Source organism: Roseburia rectibacter (genome assembly GCF_014287515.2).
Classification (GTDB): domain Bacteria; phylum Bacillota; class Clostridia; order Lachnospirales; family Lachnospiraceae; genus Roseburia; species Roseburia rectibacter.
Genome location: NZ_CP092473.1, coordinates 3,171,222 through 3,192,500, shown reverse-complemented (window position 1 = coordinate 3,192,500; position 21,279 = coordinate 3,171,222). Strand labels below are relative to the sequence as shown.

Annotated in this window: 12 protein-coding genes, 1 tRNA gene, 1 rRNA gene and 1 CRISPR repeat array (2 of these 15 running past the window's edge); all 14 genes read left to right on the top strand. The window is 38.2% G+C overall.

Going from position 1 to position 21,279, the window contains the following annotated elements:
• Nucleotides 1-1,640 (top strand): 23S ribosomal RNA (locus H8S51_RS14725) (it extends 1,253 nt beyond the left edge of the window).
• 176 nt (nucleotides 1,641-1,816) lie between these two features.
• Nucleotides 1,817-1,887: transfer RNA gene (locus H8S51_RS14720), tRNA-Trp, on the top strand.
• Nucleotides 1,888-2,222: 335 nt separating this feature from the next.
• Nucleotides 2,223-2,354 carry a hypothetical protein gene (locus H8S51_RS18135; RefSeq protein ID WP_256451901.1) on the top strand — a complete coding sequence of 44 codons (132 nt, stop codon included), beginning with the start codon at nucleotides 2,223-2,225 and terminating at the stop codon, nucleotides 2,352-2,354.
• Nucleotides 2,336-3,913 carry a phosphoadenosine phosphosulfate reductase domain-containing protein gene (locus tag H8S51_RS14715; protein ID WP_118210366.1) on the top strand — a complete coding sequence of 526 codons (1,578 nt, stop codon included), beginning with the start codon at nucleotides 2,336-2,338 and terminating at the stop codon, nucleotides 3,911-3,913. The genes H8S51_RS18135 and H8S51_RS14715 overlap by 19 nt, the downstream gene beginning before the upstream one ends.
• Nucleotides 3,913-4,767 carry a DUF4007 family protein gene (locus H8S51_RS14710; protein WP_186899574.1) on the top strand — a complete coding sequence of 285 codons (855 nt, stop codon included), beginning with the start codon at nucleotides 3,913-3,915 and terminating at the stop codon, nucleotides 4,765-4,767. The genes H8S51_RS14715 and H8S51_RS14710 overlap by 1 nt, the downstream gene beginning before the upstream one ends.
• Before the next feature lie 21 nt (nucleotides 4,768-4,788).
• On the top strand, nucleotides 4,789-8,322 hold the full coding sequence (locus tag H8S51_RS14705; protein ID WP_186899575.1) for a hypothetical protein: 3,534 nt from the start codon (nucleotides 4,789-4,791) through the stop codon (nucleotides 8,320-8,322).
• 18 nt (nucleotides 8,323-8,340) lie between these two features.
• Complete coding sequence (locus tag H8S51_RS14700) at nucleotides 8,341-9,495, top strand: aminotransferase class V-fold PLP-dependent enzyme (protein ID WP_186899576.1); 1,155 nt, start codon at nucleotides 8,341-8,343, stop codon at nucleotides 9,493-9,495.
• A 7-nt stretch (nucleotides 9,496-9,502) separates the two neighbouring features.
• A complete protein-coding gene (locus H8S51_RS14695; protein WP_118210362.1) occupies nucleotides 9,503-11,659 on the top strand; it encodes a DUF262 domain-containing protein in 2,157 nt (718 codons plus the stop codon).
• 86 nt (nucleotides 11,660-11,745) lie between these two features.
• Entirely contained in the window at nucleotides 11,746-11,898 is a 153-nt protein-coding gene (locus H8S51_RS14690; RefSeq protein ID WP_186899577.1) for a hypothetical protein, read from the top strand.
• 113 nt (nucleotides 11,899-12,011) lie between these two features.
• The gene (locus tag H8S51_RS14685) at nucleotides 12,012-14,030 is read left to right on the top strand and encodes an AAA family ATPase (protein WP_118210361.1); all 2,019 of its coding nucleotides are present in this window, start codon (nucleotides 12,012-12,014) and stop codon (nucleotides 14,028-14,030) included.
• A gap of 82 nt (nucleotides 14,031-14,112) precedes the next feature.
• Nucleotides 14,113-14,625: a hypothetical protein gene (locus tag H8S51_RS14680; RefSeq protein ID WP_186899578.1), complete on the top strand. Its 513-nt coding sequence runs from the start codon at nucleotides 14,113-14,115 to the stop codon at nucleotides 14,623-14,625.
• Nucleotides 14,626-14,918: 293 nt separating this feature from the next.
• The gene (cas9, locus tag H8S51_RS14675; RefSeq protein WP_186899579.1) at nucleotides 14,919-18,299 is read left to right on the top strand and encodes a type II CRISPR RNA-guided endonuclease Cas9; all 3,381 of its coding nucleotides are present in this window, start codon (nucleotides 14,919-14,921) and stop codon (nucleotides 18,297-18,299) included.
• Nucleotides 18,300-18,381: 82 nt separating this feature from the next.
• Entirely contained in the window at nucleotides 18,382-19,287 is a 906-nt protein-coding gene (cas1, locus tag H8S51_RS14670; RefSeq protein WP_118210358.1) for a type II CRISPR-associated endonuclease Cas1, read from the top strand.
• Nucleotides 19,280-19,600 carry a CRISPR-associated endonuclease Cas2 gene (gene cas2, locus H8S51_RS14665; RefSeq protein ID WP_186899580.1) on the top strand — a complete coding sequence of 107 codons (321 nt, stop codon included), beginning with the start codon at nucleotides 19,280-19,282 and terminating at the stop codon, nucleotides 19,598-19,600. Before cas1 ends, cas2 begins: the two co-directional genes overlap by 8 nt.
• Nucleotides 19,601-19,699: 99 nt before the next feature.
• Nucleotides 19,700-21,279: direct repeats of the CRISPR family, unit length 36 nt; unit sequence ATTATATCATACCAAGTGATAACAGGGAATTACAAC (it continues 36 nt past the right edge of the window).

Below are 21,279 nucleotides of genomic sequence, written 5' to 3'. Positions count from 1 at the left end.
GGAGCAGTGGAGGGATAAGAAGAGAGAATGCCGGAATGAGTAGCGAGAGGAAGGTGGGAATCCTTCCGGCCGAATATCTAAGGTTTCCAGAGTAAAGCTGATCTGCTCTGGGTAAGTCGGGGCCTAAGGAGAGGTCGAAAGACGTATCCGATGGACAACAGGTTTAGATTCCTGTACCACATATAAACAGAACTGTGGGGACGCATGTGGAAAGCATAAGCCGGGAATGGAAATACCGGTACAAGCGGAAGAGGTGTCAGGCTGGCAAATCCGCCTGATAAGCCAAAGACGTGATGTGTAGCGAAATAAAAGTAGCGAAGTGTGTGAGCCATGTGCCGAGAAAAGCCGCTATTGTTTTATATGTGCCCGTACCGTAAACCGACACAGGTGGATGAGGAGAGAATCCTAAGGCCGACGGAAGAAGCATTGTTAAGGAACTCGGCAAAATGACCCCGTAACTTCGGGAGAAGGGGTGCCCACTTCAGGGTGGGCCGCAGAGAATAGGCTCAAGCAACTGTTTAGCAAAAACACAGGTCTATGCGAAACCGTAAGGTGAAGTATATGGGCTGACGCCTGCCCGGTGCTGGAAGGTTAAGAGGAGAGGTTAGTCGCAAGATGAAGCTTTGAATTTAAGCCCCAGTAAACGGCGGCCGTAACTATAACGGTCCTAAGGTAGCGAAATTCCTTGTCGGGTAAGTTCCGACCCGCACGAAAGGCGTAATGATTTGAGCACTGTCTCGACAATGCATCCGGTGAAATTGAAGTACCAGTGAAGATGCTGGTTACCCGCGCCAGGACGGAAAGACCCCATGGAGCTTTACTCCAGTTTGGTACTGGGATTCGGTACTGCACGTACAGGATAGGTGGGAGACTGAGAACTTGGGACGCCAGTTTCAAGGGAGTCGCTGTTGGGATACCACCCCTGCAGTATTGGGTTTCTAACCAGCCGCTGTGATCCAGCGGTGGGACAATGCCAGGCGGGGAGTTTGACTGGGGCGGTCGCCTCCGAAAGGGTATCGGAGGCGCTCAAAGGTTCCCTCAGAATGGTCGGAAACCATTTGAAGAGTGCAAAGGCAGAAGGGAGCTTGACTGCGACACCGACGGGTGGAGCAGGTACGAAAGTAGGACTTAGTGATCCGGTGGCATAAAGTGGGATTGCCATCGCTCAACGGATAAAAGCTACCCTGGGGATAACAGGCTTATCACTCCCAAGAGTTCACATCGACGGAGTGGTTTGGCACCTCGATGTCGGCTCATCGCATCCTGGGGCTGTAGCAGGTCCCAAGGGTTGGGCTGTTCGCCCATTAAAGCGGTACGCGAGCTGGGTTCAGAACGTCGTGAGACAGTTCGGTCCCTATCCGGCGCGGGCGGAGGATATTTGAGAGGAGCTGTCCTTAGTACGAGAGGACCGGGATGGACGGACCACTGGTGTATCTGCTGTCGACCAACGGCATGGCAGAGTAGCCAAGTCCGGAAGGGATAAACGCTGAAGGCATCTAAGCGTGAAGCCCCCCTCAAGATGAGATATCCCTCACAAAAGTGAGTAAGATCCCTTGAAGAGTACAAGGTAGATAGGGTAGAGGTGGAAGCACGGTAACGTGTGGAGCTGACTGTTACTAATCGATCGAGGGCTTGACCAAATAATAGCGAACGATGTTCGCATTGGAAGTTGCTTCGCAACTTCACAGATTATGTTATTGATGGTGTTCTGTATGAAGTTTTGAAGGTACTAAAGATAAGACAAAAGTCCTATTGATTTTTGTGAAGCTAATAAGTAAAATAATAAATGACGTATCTGATACGTCATTTTATATATAGGGGATTGGTCAAATGGTATGATAGGGGTCTCCAAAACCTTTGGTGGGAGTTCGATTCTCTCATCCCCTGCTTGTAGAAGCCTTGGTTTTCAAGGCTTCTTTTTTTCGTGTTGATTCTTGTTATATGTTTTCTTTTTTCACACACCATCCAGTTAATATTCTTCACATTTATATATTCCCATACTCAGCAGTTTCAATGTGAGAACGTTCCTTAAATCTTTTAAATTAAGATAATATATAATTGAAATTCTTCTTAACTAAGAATATAATATAGCTATATATTCTTAAAAAATAAGAAATCAGATTATAAAAATATCAGTAATAAAGAAAGACTTATGATAACATATATTTGCCATAATAGAAATGAAAAGACAAAAGAAAAATTTCCATGTTTTGGAACAGTGTGTGAGACGAGTACGTGTCAGTGTTGTGGAGGCAGAACGGATGTACAATCTGTCATTTACTGGTGTGAAAAATGTAATGTTCCAATTTATGAGAACAGATGCAGCAGATGTGGCATGGAGGCAAAAAAGCTGACAACGGATGTAAGACCAGTGTTTCCGGAAGAAAGGCTTTTGATTGAGATTATACTCAAAAAGCCTTTTGAATTTTTAGAAAAGTCTGTTTGGAATGGAACTGGAAATCATTATTATGTCGATGGAAAAAAGATTGCATTTTCTGTAAAAGAATTAAAAAAAACAGATGCAGACGAAGTTCGCAGACAATATGAAAAATATAGCAAACAGAATACATATTACTATTTTGATCAGATGAAAGAACGATTTACTGAGGCTAATAAAGAGCGGTATGAGCATATTACGCAGGAAGCAGGAAACTATATACGAAAAGCAGCGGGTGAGTTTAGTGCGATGGATATGTTTGTTTCTTTTAGTGGGGGGAAGGATTCTACTGTAACTTCTAATCTGGTATTACGGGCGTTAAGTACACCTCAGATCATGCATATTTTTGGGGATACAACATTAGAGTTCCCATTTACTTATACTTATATGGAAAGATTTAAGAAAAATCATCCAAAGACGCCAGTGATTTCTGCACGCAATAAAGAAAAGAATTTTGAGGAACTGTGCAAACTGGTTGGTCCGCCGAGTCGTGTGATGCGCTGGTGCTGCACTGTTTTTAAAACAGGAACGATACAAAAAAAGATACGTTCATTATACAGAGATAAAAACCAGATATTGACTTTTTACGGAATCCGGCGCAGTGAGTCGGTAAGCAGAAGTAAGTATGAGCGTGAATCTGACAGTCCGAAGATCACAAAACAGAGAATTGTATCTCCGATTATCGACTGGATGGATTTTGATATCTGGTTATATCTTCTTACAACAGGAATTGATTTTAATGATGCATATCGCCTGGGGTATGCAAGAGTTGGATGCTGGTGTTGCCCTAATAATAGTGGCTGGTCAGAGTTCCTGTCTAAGGTGCATATGCATGAGCAGTCAGAGCATTTTAGAAATATGTTGATTGATTTTGCAAAAAGTATCGGAAAAGAGGATGCCGAGGTTTATGTAGATGATGGATTCTGGAAAGCACGACAGGGGGGAAATGGTGTCGCATATGCGCAGAAATCAGTCGTGTCATTTACACCGTGTGCCACAGAAGAAAATACTTTTAACTATGAATTACAACGCCCAATTTCAGAACAGTTGTATGAACTTTTTCGTCCATTCGGATATTTGAATTTCGATATGGGAAATACAAGACTTGGAGAAGTCTTTGTACTTAATAAAAAAGAGCAGATAATTTTGAAACTGCAGGGAAGAATTGGAACGGCTAATCTCAAGGTTACCATTTTAAATACACAGCTTGCAGGGGCAAAAGATTTAAAAACAGCAGAAGAACGCATCAAATGTCAGCTTACGAAGTATCAGATGTGTATGGGATGTCTGGCATGCGAAAGTGTATGCAGGTTTAATGCACTTTCTATCAGAGAAAATAAAGATGGCGAGATTGGATACTATATTTCTGATGAAAAGTGTAAAAGATGTGGCGAATGTGTGAATCATTTTACGGCAGGATGTTATATGAGAAAAGTTCTGGCAATCAAAAGACAAAATACGGGGGATAAAGGATAGTGGGAAAAAATAAATATCGTTTTAAAGGACATGAAAGTTTTATCCTTCGTGAAGGATGGCTGAATAAAGGTTTATATGAGGTGTACTATGATCCGAAGGTTTTTTCGGAAAATTATGGAGCGGATGCACTTGGGGTAGGTCCTAATATGGCAAAGTCGATCCGCTACTGGCTTAAGTCGGCAGATCTGATTACAGATTCTCCTAAGACTGGGGCTGCACTTACTGATATTGGAAATTTGATCTTTACACATGATCCATGCGTGGAAGATTATTTTACATTATGGTTAATACATAGCAAAATTGCAAAAAACCGTGAACTGGCGACGGCATGGAATTTGTTTTTTAATGAAGTTTCTTATGAGGAATTCAAAAAACAGCAGATTTATGATGAGATGGAGGCGCTGGTTAGTGATTTAGATGGTGATATCCATATTGCACAAAGTTCTGTTTATGCGGACTGTGACGCAATTTTACGGATGTATCTGCCTGCAAAAGAGACAAATCCGGAAGAAAAGAATACAAGTCCATTTGGAAAGTTGGGATTATTGAAACACACCGAGGGGATTTATTACAGAAAACAACCGGATTTAAACAAATTACCAGAGGATATTATTTGGTTTTTGCTGGTGGATAAAGATAAAAAACGTACCTCCGTTTATCTGGATGATTTATGGAAAGAAATAGATGGTCCGGGAAAGATACTGCAGTTAAAACGTACCGCATTGATAGAGATGTTAGAACGTTTGGAGGAAAAGGATAAGATTGTGATGAACCGTACAGCAGGTCTGAATATGATTTATTGGCAAAAAGGGCTGACTGGGGAAAAAATCGTAGAAAATTATTACGAAAGATAAAGACATATAGGAGTTGCCGGAATGGAACAATGGAGAAATTTAATACATATCAACCGTAATTTTCAAAAAGCAGTGAATTTGCAGCTTGATATAGGAAATCATGGAAGAATTGAAAATTATATACCGACGCGGTCATCAATGCTGATATTAAACAGATATTTAAGAGCTGTGATGGGAGAGGCAAAGGAGCATGCTACTGTTTTGATCGGTCCATATGGAAAGGGAAAATCACATTTATTACTGGTACTGCTTTCCATTCTTTCCGGCGATCTGCCACAGACTGTTTTTGATAAAATACAGGTAACAGATAAAGAGACGGCAGATCTGGTTACAAAGATTAAACAGGAAAATAAAAAATATTTACCGGTACTTATTTCTTCTATCCCGGGCTTTTCTATGAATCAGATCTTATTATTTGCACTGCGCGAGGCATTGGAAAAAAATAATTTATCAGATATTGCACCGGAAACTGCATTTACGGAGGCTTTAAAAATCCTTGAGAAATGGGAAGTGGAATATCCGGATGTTTATGAAAAGTTTTGCGAGCATCTGAGAGAAAATCAGACAGATGAAAAGAATTTAAAAAAGGAATTGAAGAGAAAAAATAAGCAGTCATTGGAATTATTTAAAAATGTATATCCAATGCTGACGGCAGGAAGTACTTTTTTACCGTTGATGCAGTCGGAAGCTGTTAGGTCGTATCAGCAGATCACAAGAATTTTGACTGAAGAATGTGGTTATGCAGGTATCTTTATTATTTTTGATGAATTCAGTAAATACATCGAGGGACATGATAAAACCGGTTTTGCAGAGGATATGAAAACGCTGCAGGATATGTGTGAATTGGCAGAAGGTTCTGATCAGAAACTATTTTTTACGATGGTGGCTCATAAAAGTATTCATGAGTATACCAGAAGTATAGACATTTCTATGAAAAATGCATTTCGTGGAGTGGAGGGAAGAATTTCAGAGATATCTTTTGTGATATCTGCACAAAATAATTATGAACTGATCGCTAATTCAATTCAGAAAGAGGAGCCGGTATTTTCAAAACAATATGAAAAAGAGATTATGGAAAATGAGCAGGGAAAATTTTTGGAATTGTCCTATCAGCTTCCATGTTTTCAAAAACTTTTTTCAAAGCAGGATTTTGATCAGATCGTAGCGAAAGGTTGTTTCCCATTGACACCTCTTGCTGCATATGCTCTGCTTCATATTAGTGAGCGTGTTGCGCAGAACGAAAGAACGATATTTACATTTTTAGCAGATGATGGTCAGGGAAGTTTATCCTGGTTGTTGGAACGAAATAAAGAAGTGTGGGTAGGTATTGACAAAATCTACGATTATTTCAAACCAATGTTTCGGGAGACGGAAGATGCACCAATGATTCATTCTGAGTGGCTGAAAGCAGAGTATGCGTTGGGGAAAGCGGAATCAGAAGAAGAAAAAGCAGTCATAAAAGCAATTGCAGTGATACGTATGCTTCACAGAGAAGATGAACTTCCAGCACAGGATAGTGCGATCTGGTTATCATTAGGGATGCAACAGAAAAAATATTATCCTGCGATGGAAAGACTGAAAAAAGATGGTGTATTAATGTTCCGCAGCAGCGTTGGTGTTTATGCATTTCGCAGCAATGCTGGTGTCGACATGGAAAAAGAAATCGCTAAAAAGGTGAACGAATTGAATGGACACTGTAATTTTTGCAAGATTTTATCAGAAGTTGCAGATGTAGAGTACGAGGTACCAAAACAGTATAATCAGGAATACGCAATGACCCGGTATTTTCAGTATGAATATATGTTTCAGGAAGATTTTATTTCGCTGGAAAGTACAAAGTATCTGTATGATGAAAAGTTTTCTGATGGAAAAATCATAGTAATAATAGATAAGAACAAAATTCAGACAGATAAGATACAAAAACAGTTGGATAAACTTGCGGATAAAAGAGTTCTGGTGTTAGTGTCGGATCGGAATTTTGATAAAGAGGAATTACTGCTTAGGTATCAGGCGGTTATGATGTTAAAGGGGGATAAACGATTCATTGAAGAAAATGAGATACTGATTCAGGAACTTGAATTGTGTGCAGAGGATATCAGGTTTGAAATTAATATCTATCTGGAAGATTATTATCTGCCGGAAGGTAGAAAGGTTACAACATTCCAGGCAGGGAAGGAAAAACGTAAATGTAAGACGGCAGCAGAGTTTAATCAGATATTGAGTACTGTCTGCAAAGAATATTATGGATATGCACCGCGTGTAAATCATGAGTTGTTAAACATTGAACATATTGGTAAACAATATTTAAGAGCGCGAAATCAGGTAATTGATAAATTGTTAAGACATGGGGATCTGTCTGCATATCAGAAAGGCACTATGCCGGAAGCAATGGTATATCGTGCTGCATTTGTACATACCAGGGCAGATGAAGGATGTCGGAAAGTCGACTCAGAGATAGAGAATTTTTTTTCGGAATGTGCTGGAGAAAAAAGATCTTTTCAGATGCTGTATCAGCGGTTACAGGGGGAGAAATTTGGTGCAAGACGTGGCATAATCCCATTGTTTTTAGCAAAAAAATTGTCTGAGATTGAAGGGACAGCAGTCATTTACATCGGGGAAAAAGAATTGGAAATTACCTCAGAAAATTTGAATCATGTAAATGATTTCCCGGAGAATTATGCACTTTATCTGGAGACAGAGACAGTAGAGAAGGAAAAATATTTAAAAGAAATAGAAGCGATTTTTGCATGTAATGAGGAAAACTTTGATGGACAGAGTAGATTTATACAAATTGTGGGGAGTATGCAAAAATGGTATCGGTCACTTCCACAATATACGATGATCACCTTAAATTTACCAGATAAACAGTGCACTGCTATAAAAAAATTACGTAATTTACTTAGGCGAGCAGAGATAAATCCAAGGGAACTTCTATTTGAAAAAATTCCGGCATGTTATGGGAATACAGATTTCGAGAAAACAGTACAAAATCTGGCAGAAAGTAAGAGAATTTTGGACAACGTTTTTTCCGAATTAAAAAAACAGATTGCAAAAGATATCAAAAAGGTATTTGGAAAAGAGCAGAGCGTCAGTTTAAAAGCCTGTCTGCATGAATGGTATTTAGCGCAAAATAATATACCAAAGGCTCATGTACTGACAACAGCAGAGAGTAAGTTTTTTAATTATCTGGAGAAATTAGAAACCAATGATGAGGGAGAAATTGTTTCCGCACTCACTTATATTTTAACAGGAGTGTATTTAGAGGACTGGAATGACAGTAATACTTTAGAATTTCAGGACAATTTGTATACAGTAAAATCTAAAATTGAAAAAATCAGGAAATGTGACAAAGATGCAGAAGGCAGCAGTCGTATTTTATTGACAGATCAGAATGGCAATGCCATCGAGAAGTATTATAATGCGGATATTTCAGATACAACAAGTCTTTACTTAAAGAATATGTTAGAAGAGGCTTTAGAAGACTTTGGAAATACGCTTGAAACGAATCAGAAGGTTGCAGTGCTTGTGCAGACTTTAGAAGGATTATTACAGTAAGAGAAGGGGAGATTGGTGATGGAAGAAATTTATCTTGATAATGCAGCGACAACGTTTCCAAAACCAGAATGTGTATATCAGGCAATGGATGAAATAGCACGAACTGGTGCTGTCAATGCGGGCAGGGGTTCTTATGTGCTTGCACGAAACGCATCTGGTCTGATCGAAGACACGAGAAAACAGATTAAAGAGCTTGCAGGAGCAGATGATGTAGCAGAGGTTGTATTTACAGCCTCTGCTACGTTTGCATGTAACCTGATTTTAGGAGGACTTGAGTGGAAACAGACGGATGTAGTTTATGTTTCCCCGTTTGAACACAATGCCATGATGCGTGTACTGCATTATTATCAGAAACAATATGGATTTAAAATCATTGAGCTTGCGTTAGATCAAAACAAATTAGAAATGGATCTTCCACAGATTAAATTTCAGTTTACGAGAGAACATCCAACTGTTGTTATTTTGAGTCATGTCAGCAATGTAACTGGGTATATTCTGCCAATTGATGAGATAACAGAATATGCAAAGAAGTATGGAGCAGTTGTAGCAGTAGATGGTTCCCAGGCACTTGGACTTGTACCTGTAAAACTGAAGGACAATGGGATTGATTTTTATGTTTTTGCTGGACATAAAACATTATATGGACCATTTGGGGTCGGTGGATTTATCAGTAAAGGGAATATTACTCTAAAACCGTTTCTTGCGGGTGGAACAGGCAGTGATTCATTAAATCCTGATATGCCGGGGCAAATGCCGGGAATGTTAGAGCCGGGAAGCCAGAATATAGTTGCGATTGCGGGATTGCATGCAGCCTTGGCAGATGGGTGTGACAGAAAAACGGAATTAACAAGAGAAAGAGAGCTTGCAGAACATCTGAGCAGACATCTTGAAGAAATAGATGGAGTTTTCATATACTTTCCAAAGGATAAGGAAAAATGCACGGGAATTGTTTCTTTTTCTATAGATGGATACCGTGCAGATGAAGTAGGAATGTTACTTGACGAAGATTATCATATAGCAGTCCGAACCGGCTATCAATGCGCACCGTTGATCCATAAATATCTGAAAGATGAAAAATATGGTGGTGTAGTCCGTGTGGGAATCGGACGTTTTACAAAGAAGAGTGAGTTAGCTGCATTAATTAATGCGATAAAGGAAATTGCGGAAGGATGAAGAAATAATGGAAAATCAACGTTTGGATTTTGGAGAAATCGTCAGAAAAATTGCAGAAGATAAAATGCTGCTGCCGGATTTTCAGAGGGGGTTTGTCTGGACAGATGAAGAAACGCAAAGAAAGATAGTAGCATCTGTTTTAGCAAAAATGCCGATAGGAAGCATTTTGTTATTAAAATCAAAGCCGGATGAATATGCGGCAAAATCTATCGGACTGGGAGAAAAAAATACAGATTTAAATATAGCGGATGGTGAAGTGGAGTTTTTGCTGGATGGTCAGCAACGAATGACAGTACTTACAAATGTTTTCTCAAATGTAATTTATGATAAATGCAGTATGTTTTCGAAATTAATTTCCCAATCATTGAAGCGCAGATTTTTTCTGCGGATTCCAAAATGGGAAAAATGTAAGGAAGAACAGGATTTATTTGGTGTTTATGATTTGAATTTCCGCATTTCTGATTCCGTGGAGCCAGATTTTCTGACCGCAGATATTTTACAGTTTATTGAAGTTGTTGGTTTCTTACATCATGATGGAGAACCGTATAATCCGCAGCAGGAGTTATCAACGCATTTAGATGACTATTGTCTGACATATAAAAAAGGATATTTAGTTCCGTTGTATTTGCTGATAGCACCAGAGAATACAAAAAGAGCACAGATTATGCTGAGATATAATACGATTACAGCTGAAATTGCAGAAAAAATAGGAAATGAGATTAAACAGCATTTTATGAAGCTGACAGAAAAGCAGCAGAAGGATGATTTTATCGAAGAAATTTTTAAAAATGATGAAAGTTGTGAAAAAATAAAAGAAGATTATACGATATTTTGCAGGAAGATTGATGAAAAACAGATGGTATGGAAGATGTGTCTGACAAATTATCTGGATTCCTGTGTGAAAAATGTAGCGCTGAATAAAATAGAAGTATCGGGAGAGCAGCGTGACAGAGCGATTGACATTTATGAAAACCTAAATCGTGGAGGTGTCAGCTTAAATACGTTTGACCTGGTCATGGCAAGAGTTGCAAAGGTAAGTAAAGAAAATTTTTATAAACGTATGTGCTTCTATATTCAGGAAGAAAAAAATTATGATAAACAGGTTTTACCAGATCAGGCAGTATCCATAATTGGAGATAAAATACAAAGCAAAAAGTATAATGCATCATGCAGTACAGGCTGCTATAACGAGGAGAAAAATGATATAGCAGGAAAGTATATAGATGTTTTTTTAGATGTACTATGTCTATATTGTAATAATCAGTTATTCGATCCTGAGGAATATAAACTGGATTATATCAAAAAGAAACGTATTTTGATGTTAGAGCCGGAAGAAATTGACAGTAATGCAAAAAAGGTCTGTGATGCCATAGACAGGGCAATGTTTTTCTTTCAGGGCAGATGTGGAATCCGGAATATACAGGAAATAAATTATTCGTTGATGATCGTTTTAGTTGCAGTTGTCTTTCTAAAGGATGAGTGGTTTAAGGATAAGACTGTTCACAATATTTTAGAAGCATGGTATTGGGCATCTATTTTTTCCGGTGAATATGATAAAGACCAGAATACAAAAATGATCGCACATCTTCAGACCATGATTAAGACAATGCAGGCATCTGACCGGAAGAAAAACATTGAATGGATCGTAAAGATCAAGGATTATGTAATGAATGCACAGAATTTTTCAGATGAGAAATTTTTGCTTATGGAAAAAGCGGATGAAGAACGTATTCCGAAAAAGGTGATGCGTATGTTTATGTGTCAGTATCTGTTATCGAAGACATATAAGGATATGTTTGAGGAAGATAAGGTTTTGAGTGCATATTCAGATGAGCCTGGAGGTTTTGAAGCACATCATATTATACCGCTTGGAAGAGTAAAAAAGGTGGGGGAGTCAACGTCAGCACTTCGTAATGCTGATAAAAATATCTGCAATTCACCTTTGAATTTTGTATATATCACAAAAAAGGCAAACAAGGAAATATCAGATGAATCGTTAAAAGATTATGTGCAAAAGATCAATGCGGAAGCGAAATCAAAATTACATATTACAGCATATACAAGGGCGGATATTCCGGAAAACCAGGTGAAAGATATTTTAAAAGAAAGATATGATTTTTTAAAGGGTGATATTAAAGACCGGATAGGAACATTATTAAATTAGATAAAATTTTGCAATTAGAACAGAAAATGCACAGGATAACGGGTATAGGGTGAAAAATACATTTTTACACGGGAATGGAGGTATTTATGAAAGAGATCAGTGAAAAGGTAATGCGGAATATGATTTTAGAGGTTCTTCATGTAGAACGGAAAAATCTGCGCAGCAAAGCAAAAACAGATCAGCGGATGGCGGAGGAACTTGCAAAGATCATAGTTGATTATGCCAGAATGTCCATGTAAGTAAGTGTGTATCAGGTGGAGAATAGTGTGAAAAATACATTTTTCACACGCAAGATTTGTGTTTCGCACAAACTTGTGATGCGCTTAAAAACAGCGCAAGAATGGAGAATAGTATGAAATTCCAAAGTATTACAATGAATAATTTTATGAGGTATAAAGGCAGAAATGTAATTGAGTTCAGCTGTGATGAAAAAAAGAATGTGACGGTCGTATTGGGGGATAATACGGTTGGAAAAACAACCATTGCACAGGCATTCCGATGGGGACTTTATGGAGCTGTTCTGGCAGAAAGGGGAAAGCAGCAGGAGGATTATCAACTGTTAAATAATGATATTCTAGCAATGATGGATGCAAACAGCAAGGCGGATGTTACTGTGGAATTGATCGCAGTTGATGATGAAAAAAGATATCAGATCAAACGTGAGATCATTTATACACGTGCATATCCACAACTGATCGCAAAAGAATTTTATAAGAAGGTATCGCTGCAAATTTCAGAGAAAGATAATCCGGATGCAGTCATTTCGGTAGAGCAGGAAAAAATAGAAGAAGTGATCCGCGAATTATTCCCTAAAAATCTGTCACATTATTTTTTGTTTGATGGAGAGCGATGGAATGATGTAACAGTCAACGGAGTGCGTGAAAATATCAGAGAGTCTGTACATACACTGACTGGATTATCTGCATATCAGGCAGCTATCTGGCATTTAAAAGACATGGGCAGTCATTCAGTTATTAAAAAGTTTAAAGGTAAAATATCAGGTTCCGGAAACATGTATGACAATCTGGAAAGAGACAGAAATCGTATGGAACATGGGATTGAACAGTGCAAGGAGAAGATAAAAAACATTGAGATCAATATAGAAAATTATGAACAGAAAATTGAGGAAATAGAAAGATATCTGCTTGAAAATAAAAATACAGAGGTGCTTCAGGCGAAATACAATCAATTACTCGTAGTAAAAAGATCGCAGTCAGATCGAATCAAAGATGCATATAAAAATATGGTCAATTTATTCAGCGATAAGGCATTTATGCTGTTTGCACAGCCGATGATCGAGTCGTCCATAAAAATGGTAAAATCAGTGGCTGGAGTAAGGCGGGATATTCCACATATGAGACAGGCAAGTATCGATTATATTATCAAAACCGGGAGATGCATCTGTGGGACACCTATTTTACCGGAATCAAAAGAATTGGAATGTTTAATGGAACAGCGAAATTATCTTCCACCGGCAGATATCGGGTCTTTATTAGGAGAATTTGAACGTACAGGACAGCGTTGGAAAAGGCAGAGTAGTTCTGTATATGATGATATAAGAGAAAGTGCACAAATTGTGGATCAGAGTGTGCGGGCATATGAAGAAACCTGCAATCAGATTGCCGCGATGGAACAGCAGATGGAAAAGCGGACGGATTTTTCGGAAAAGAGAAAGATGCTCCGGTATTATCAGAGTGAAAGCAATAAATTAGGAGTGGAAAAAGGAACCCTGCAAGGACAGATAGAAAATTATGAACGTCAGATTGGAAACATAGAAGCAGAAATGAAGAGTCAGGAAGCAAGGACTGAAGAAAATAAAAAATGGCGTGAACGTATGGAATTGGCAGAAGCGTTGTATACAAGATTGAAAAATGATTTTGAAATAAAAAAGAATAAGACATTTATGGAATTAAATGGACAGATACAGAAAAATTTTGAGCGTATGTTTAATGCGAAAGATAAAAGAATACAGCTGACGGAAAACTATGAAATCCAGATGTTATATCAGACGAATGTAGGCTTTCGTGAAGAAAAGAATCTGTCAGAGGGAGAAAAGATAGCACGTAATTTTGCATTTATTGTTACGATCATGGAATACAGCAGAAATAAAAAGGCAGAGCAGCTTGGAGTAGAGGGAGCAGATACATTGCCGATTGTTTTAGATGGACCGTTTTCTAAACTGGGAGATAAAAATATCAGTCTGATCGCGAAAGTTTTGCCGGAGGTATCAGAACAGGTAATTATTTTTATGTTGGATAAAGATTGGAAATATACAGGACTTGATGAATATGTCGGTGCGTCCTATCATATTGAAAAAGCGGCAGACGAAGCCTATGCATCCATTCGTAGAGTGGAACTAGATCAGCAGTAGCAGTGAGAGAAAAAGAACATGATAAAAAAGAATCATTTTATGTCTTGTTGGGAAACAGAAGCAGCAGAAGAGAGGAAAAAAGATGGGGAACTATGAATTTTTCAAAAAAGAGTTTGAGTTTCATGGTAAGCATGCCAGAATGGCAGGTGAATTGTGGGTAAAAGGGGATTGTGAACATACTTATTTTCGTAGATTGATTGATCTATATATGGTTGCTGCAGTAGTAGGATTTCGTGTAGACCGTAAGGCAAAGGAAGATTTTTCACCGGTTGGGACAAAGAGTATCTTAGCAGAGCAGATAATCAATGCAAAAGAAGAATTGGATTTTATCATGCAGATGATGATCATGTTAGAAGCGAAGGAATATATACCTGCAGAGGAAGCGGTAAAAAAGGCATTCCGGGGAGCTGAGACGGAAGAGGAGTTTTTGGCATATCAGTCTATGTTCCATGATTATGTCAGAGGTGGAGTAGAAGAATTATATGAGAGACTGATCATCCAGAAAGCAGAACCTGACAGTGAATTTTATGATAATAAAACATCTAATCTGATGACTGTTTTAGAAAGATTTGGATATTGTTTACAGGAAAACTGAAAGAAGTAACTATGTTAGAACCAGCAGTCAATAATTTAAAAAAAATTGTAAAAAGTATTTACAAGCGTCGAAAAAAGGGATATAATACAAGAGAATTATATCATACCAAGTGATAATTAGGTTATTACAATAAGGTAAGAAACCTAAAAGCTCTAATCCCATTCTTCGGAATGGGATTATCTTTTATACAGGATTTTTATTCATGAGAAGGATGTATGAGAAATCAGAAAGAATAAAAACAGTTGTCCCGTTCTCAGGTATGAGGGAATGGTTCAGATGAGAGGAGAAGAAAGATGGATGAGAAAATGGATTACCGTATTGGGTTAGATATTGGTATCGCATCGGTAGGCTGGGCAGTATTGCAGAACAACAGTGATGATGAGCCGATACGTATCGTGGATCTTGGGGTAAGGATCTTTGATACAGCGGAGATTCCTAAGACAGGGGAGTCTTTGGCTGGACCGAGAAGAGCAGCGAGGACGACAAGAAGACGTCTTAGAAGAAGAAAACATCGTTTGGACAGGATCAAGTGGCTGTTTGAAGATCAGGGACTGATAAAGACCGATTCATTTATGAAGCGTTATGGTATGGCAGGTCTGCCGGATGTTTATAAACTGCGTTATGAGGCATTAGATCGTAAACTGACAAATGAAGAATTGGCACAGGTACTGCTTCACATTGCAAAACACCGTGGATTTCGTTCTACCAGAAAAGCGGAGACGGCCGCAAAGGAAAATGGTGCCGTATTAAAGGCAACTGATGAAAATCAGAAGCGGATGCAGGAGAAGGGTTATCGTACCGTTGGAGAGATGATCTATTTGGATGAGGCATTTCGTACAAGCTGTCCATGGACAGAAGAAGGATATATCCTTACAGCTCGTAATAAGGCGGAAAATTATCAGCATACGATGCTAAGAGCAATGCTTGTGGATGAAGTCAGAGAAATTTTTGCCAGTCAGAGGCGTCTTGGAAATGAAAAAACAACAGAAGAATTAGAAGAAAAATATTTAGAGATTATGACAAGCCAGAGATCTTTTGATATGGGACCGGGTGTGCAGCCGGATGGCACACCAAGTCCGTATGCAATGGAAGGATTTTCTGACAGGGTTGGAAAATGTACATTTGAGCAGGATGAACTGAGAGGTGCAAAGGGAACCTATACCGCAGAATATTTTGTAGCACTGCAGAAAATCAACCATACAAGACTGGTCAATGAAGATGGAGAAATCAGAAATTTTACAGAAGAGGAACGCCGTGCGCTGGTGGCATTATTATTTACGCAGAAAGAAGTTAAATATGCAGCAGTCCGTAAGAAGTTAGGATTACCGGAGAGTATTCTGTTCTATAATTTAAATTATAAAAAGGCTGCTACGAAGGAAGAACAGACAAAGGAAAATCAGAATACAGAAAAAGTAAAGTTTGTCAGTATGCCATACTATCATGAGTATAAGAAATGTTTAGAAGATCGGATAAAATATCTTTCGGAAAATGAAATCAGAGATCTGTTTGATGAGATTGGCACGATTTTGACCTGTTATAAGAACGATGACAGCCGTATGAAGCGTTTGGCAGAGTTAGGACTTGTGCCAGAAGAAATGGATGGATTGTTAGCATATACGCCAACAAAATTTCAGCATCTTTCGATTAAAGCAATGCGAAATATTATTCCGTTTTTAGAAAAAGGAATGACTTATGATAAAGCATGTGTGGAAGCCGGATATGATTTTAAAGCAGATTCTAAGGGAGTTAAGCAGAAACTTTTAACGGGCGAAAATGTCAATCGGACGATCAATGAGATCACAAACCCAGTGGTAAAACGTTCGGTATCACAGACCGTGAAAGTAATTAATGCGATTATCCGTACCTATGGGAGTCCGCAGGCGATTCATATCGAGCTTGCAAGAGAAATGTCAAAGACATTTGAAGAACGCCGGAAGATAAAAGGTGATATGGAAAAACGACAGAAAAATAATGAAGATGTAAAAAAGCAGATTCAGGAACTGGGAAAATTATCACCGACCGGACAGGATATTTTAAAGTATCGTTTGTGGCAGGAGCAGCAGGGAATATGTTTGTATTCTGGAAAAAGCATTCCTTTGGAAGAATTATTTAAGCCGGGGTATGATATTGACCATATTTTACCATATAGTATTACTTTTGATGACAGTTTCCGGAATAAAGTGCTTGTTACTTCACAGGAGAACCGCCAGAAAGGGAACCGGACACCATATGAATATATGGGAAAGGATGAAAAGCGTTGGAATGAGTTTGAAATTCGTGTAAAGACGATGATTAAGGATTATAAGAAACAGCAGAAACTTCTGAAAAGACATTTTTCAGAGGAAGAACGCAGTGAGTTCAAAGAGCGTAACTTAACGGATACGAAGTATATCACGACTGTTATTTATAACATGATCCGTCAGAATCTTGAGCTAGCACCATTAAATTGCCCGGAAAAGAAAAAGCAGGTTCGGGCAGTAAGTGGAACGATTACAGCATACTTGAGGAAACGTTGGGGGCTGCCACAGAAAAATCGAGAGACCGATACGCATCATGCAATGGATGCTGTTGTAATTGCCTGCTGTACAGATGGTATGATCCAGAAAATATCACGCTATACAAAGGTAAGAGAGAGATGTTATTCGAAAGGCACGGAATTTGTGGATGCAGAGACGGGAGAAATCTTTCGACCTGAAGATTATAGCAGAGCAGAGTGGGATGAGATTTTTGGTGTACATATTCCAAAACCGTGGGAGACATTCCGGACAGAATTAGATGTCAGAATGGGAGATGATCCGAAAGGATTTTTAGATACACATTCTGATGTTGCGTTAGAACTGGATTATCCGGAAGAAATTTATGAGAATATTCGTCCGATTTTTGTTTCACGAATGCCAAATCACAAGGTGACAGGTGCTGCGCATGCAGATACGATCCGTAGTCCGAGACATTTCAAGGATGAAGGAATCGTATTAACCAAGACAGCCTTGACGGATCTGAAGCTGAATAAAGATGGAGAAATAGATGGTTATTATAATCCACAGAGTGATCTTTTATTATACGAAGCATTGAAAAGGCAGCTATTGCTGTATGGCAATGATGCAAAAAAAGCATTTGCACAGGATTTCCATAAGCCAAAGGCTGATGGCTCACAAGGTCCCGTCGTACGGAAGGTCAAGATTCAGAAAAAACAGACTATGGGTGTGTTTGTGGATTCCGGAAATGGAATTGCCGAAAATGGCGGTATGGTCCGAATCGATGTATATTGCGTGAATGGAAAGTATTACTTTGTACCAGTGTATACGGCGGATGTGGTGAAGAAAGTGCTGCCGAATAAGGCTGCGACAGCGAAAAAGCCATACAGTGAGTGGCGTGTGATGGATGATAAAGACTTTTTATTCAGCTTGTATTCGCGAGATCTGATTCATATAAAGAGTAAAAAAGGTATTAAAACGAAATCTGTGGACGGTAATGAGTTAAAATTACATGAAATATATGCTTATTATATCAAATCAAATATTTCAACAGCAAGTATAGAAGGAATAGCTCATGATAATCGTTTTCAATTTAGTAGTCTTGGTATACAAAGTCTGGAAGTGTTGGAAAAGTGTCAGGTTGATGTATTAGGACATGTGTCTATAGTAAAAAGTGAAAAACGAATGGGATTTTCTTAATAAAATTGGAAATTGCATATGTTTTGTCACAAAAATAATAGAAAATTAACGGGGAATTTCTGGGGTTAAGTATGGGGGACAAATGGGATTTCGAAATATTAAGATAGACAGCTATGTAAAGCTGTCTATCAAGGATCAGCAGTTAAATATTGAAACAGATGTATCCAGACAGATTCCGTTAGAGGATATCAATTGTATTATTATTGAAAATCAGACGGTAGCAGTATCTGCATATTTGCTTCAAAAGATGGCAGATATGGGGATAGCAGTTTATGTCTGTGATGAAAAACATCTACCGAATGCAGTACTGCTTCCACTGGCAAAACATAGTCGTCACTTTAAAATTTTAAAATACCAGATGGAAGCAGGGAAACCTCTGCAGAAAAGACTCTGGCAGCAGATTATAGTGCAGAAGATCAGAAATCAGGCATTGTGCCTTTCTTATCTTAAACTGGATGGCGTAGAAGAATTGATGAAGATGTGCAAAGAAGTCCAGTCTGGTGACAGAACACATGTGGAGGCGAAAGCAGCAGCTTTTTATTTTAAGTGTCTGTATGGTTTAGGGTTCTCCAGAGGAAATGATCATATTATCAATTCAGCGTTGAATTATGGCTATGCGATTGTAAGAGGAATCATTGCCCGTTCAATTGTCTGCTATGGATTAGAACCTTCGATTGGTGTATTTCATCACAGCGAATTGAATAATTTTAACTTAGCTGATGATATGATTGAGCCATTCAGACCATTGGTTGACCTATATGTGTCCCAGAATTATGATATAGCAGAAATTGACAGTAATCTTACACCAGAGCGAAAGAGAGGCATTTTTGGTATTTTAAATTATGACATGAATGTGAAAGGAGAAAAACGCATTATCAGTAATTGTATTGATATGCTGGTGGCAAGTTACAGCAGTGCTTTGCAGGAAAAAAGAACCGATTTGGAGTTGCCCGAATTGATGCAATTACAGGTACATAGTTATGAATAAATTTATGAGAATGTTAGTTTTTTTTGATCTCCCTGTAGTAACTGCAAAAGAGAAAAAAGATGCCGCAAAATTTCGTAAATTTTTATTGAAAGACGGCTATCATATGGTACAGTGGTCTGTATATTCGAGAATTTGCAATGGTATGGATGCAGTCGCAATGCATAAGCAACGTTTAAAATTGAATCTACCCATAAAAGGATCGGTGCGTGTATTGGTCTTAACAGAAAAACAGTATGAGTCTATGGAAATTATGCTGGGAACAAAGACATTCGATGATACCCCGGAATCGATAGAATTATTAGATGTTTTTTGAAAAAAGAAGATTTTTGATAGAATTCAACTCTGAAATTAAATATTTTTTTGAACTGAAATCCCCACGAATCCCTGTGTTTCGTGGGGATTTGTGTTCCCTATTATATCATACCAAGTGATAACAGGGAATTACAACTACATTGATAATGCTTTTGCAATATATTCATTATATCATACCAAGTGATAACAGGGAATTACAACTCTGGTTGCTGAAAAGTGTAAGTATCATTTATTATATCATACCAAGTGATAACAGGGAATTACAACATCTACTCCTCTAGCTATCAACTATTTTCCATTATATCATACCAAGTGATAACAGGGAATTACAACTCAGCAGCTTTTTGTGTTTTGCTAAGACTCATTATATCATACCAAGTGATAACAGGGAATTACAACCATATCCACAAGCTATTTTGTGTACGAATGATTATATCATACCAAGTGATAACAGGGAATTACAACATTACCATCCGGTATACAGAGTGTTCTTGAATTATATCATACCAAGTGATAACAGGGAATTACAACACTCTCCTTTTATTAAAATGTACACTATTATTATATCATACCAAGTGATAACAGGGAATTACAACTAACACCTGTTGTTTTGATTCCCTTTGGTTATTATATCATACCAAGTGATAACAGGGAATTACAACTACACCCTTGCTCGTAACTCATCCGACTGGATTATATCATACCAAGTGATAACAGGGAATTACAACCGCCGCATTCCAGGGAAATCATTATTTTCAATTATATCATACCAAGTGATAACAGGGAATTACAACACCAGTAGCGATGAAAGTATTATTAAAGTAATTATATCATACCAAGTGATAACAGGGAATTACAACTGCCGGTGAAGGGGAAGCAGTTACCTGGAAATTATATCATACCAAGTGATAACAGGGAATTACAACAACCGCATCTAGGTTGCTTACACAATGCCATTATATCATACCAAGTGATAACAGGGAATTACAACGAAAAATACAGAAAAGCAACAGAGGAGCTGATTATATCATACCAAGTGATAACAGGGAATTACAACAATAATTCACTGAATACCTAAAAACGGTATATTATATCATACCAAGTGATAACAGGGAATTACAACCTTAAACTTTTTTTTGCGCCTGTGAGTCTGATTATATCATACCAAGTGATAACAGGGAATTACAACATATTTATTTTGCGACTGCGACAGAAGTTAATTATATCATACCAAGTGATAACAGGGAATTACAACCAGGGAAATGTCAATTCATTCGAAATTGAATTATATCATACCAAGTGATAACAGGGAATTACAACCTACGCCAGACCGCCGCGCGGGCGGTTTCGATTATATCATACCAAGTGATAACAGGGAATTACAACTGCATTTCAACTGCTGACATGTTGTATATCATTATATCATACCAAGTGATAACAGGGAATTACAACTTGATATTATTATCATCCTTAAGATATTTTATTATATCATACCAAGTGATAACAGGGAATTACAACTGCTTTCATCAGTCTGTTTTTTCGCCTCTGATTATATCATACCAAGTGATAACAGGGAATTACAACAAGCGTTGTTGGTGCCGGTATTGGTCTTGTATTATATCATACCAAGTGATAACAGGGAATTACAACCAAGATTACAACCTTTTTCAATAACTTTTT

What these genes read in the sequence shown, in the direction of transcription:
- H8S51_RS14715 (WP_118210366.1), top strand. Translation starts at nt 2,336, where the DNA reads ATGGAGGCAAAAAAGCTGACAACGGATGTAAGACCAGTGTTTCCGGAA.
- H8S51_RS14705 (WP_186899575.1), top strand. Translation starts at nt 4,789, where the DNA reads ATGGAACAATGGAGAAATTTAATACATATCAACCGTAATTTTCAAAAA.
- H8S51_RS14700 (WP_186899576.1), top strand. Translation starts at nt 8,341, where the DNA reads ATGGAAGAAATTTATCTTGATAATGCAGCGACAACGTTTCCAAAACCA.
- H8S51_RS14695 (WP_118210362.1), top strand. Translation starts at nt 9,503, where the DNA reads ATGGAAAATCAACGTTTGGATTTTGGAGAAATCGTCAGAAAAATTGCA.
- H8S51_RS14690 (WP_186899577.1), top strand. Translation starts at nt 11,746, where the DNA reads ATGAAAGAGATCAGTGAAAAGGTAATGCGGAATATGATTTTAGAGGTT.
- H8S51_RS14685 (WP_118210361.1), top strand. Translation starts at nt 12,012, where the DNA reads ATGAAATTCCAAAGTATTACAATGAATAATTTTATGAGGTATAAAGGC.
- H8S51_RS14680 (WP_186899578.1), top strand. Translation starts at nt 14,113, where the DNA reads ATGGGGAACTATGAATTTTTCAAAAAAGAGTTTGAGTTTCATGGTAAG.
- cas9 (WP_186899579.1), top strand. Translation starts at nt 14,919, where the DNA reads ATGGATGAGAAAATGGATTACCGTATTGGGTTAGATATTGGTATCGCA.
- cas1 (WP_118210358.1), top strand. Translation starts at nt 18,382, where the DNA reads ATGGGATTTCGAAATATTAAGATAGACAGCTATGTAAAGCTGTCTATC.
- cas2 (WP_186899580.1), top strand. Translation starts at nt 19,280, where the DNA reads ATGAATAAATTTATGAGAATGTTAGTTTTTTTTGATCTCCCTGTAGTA.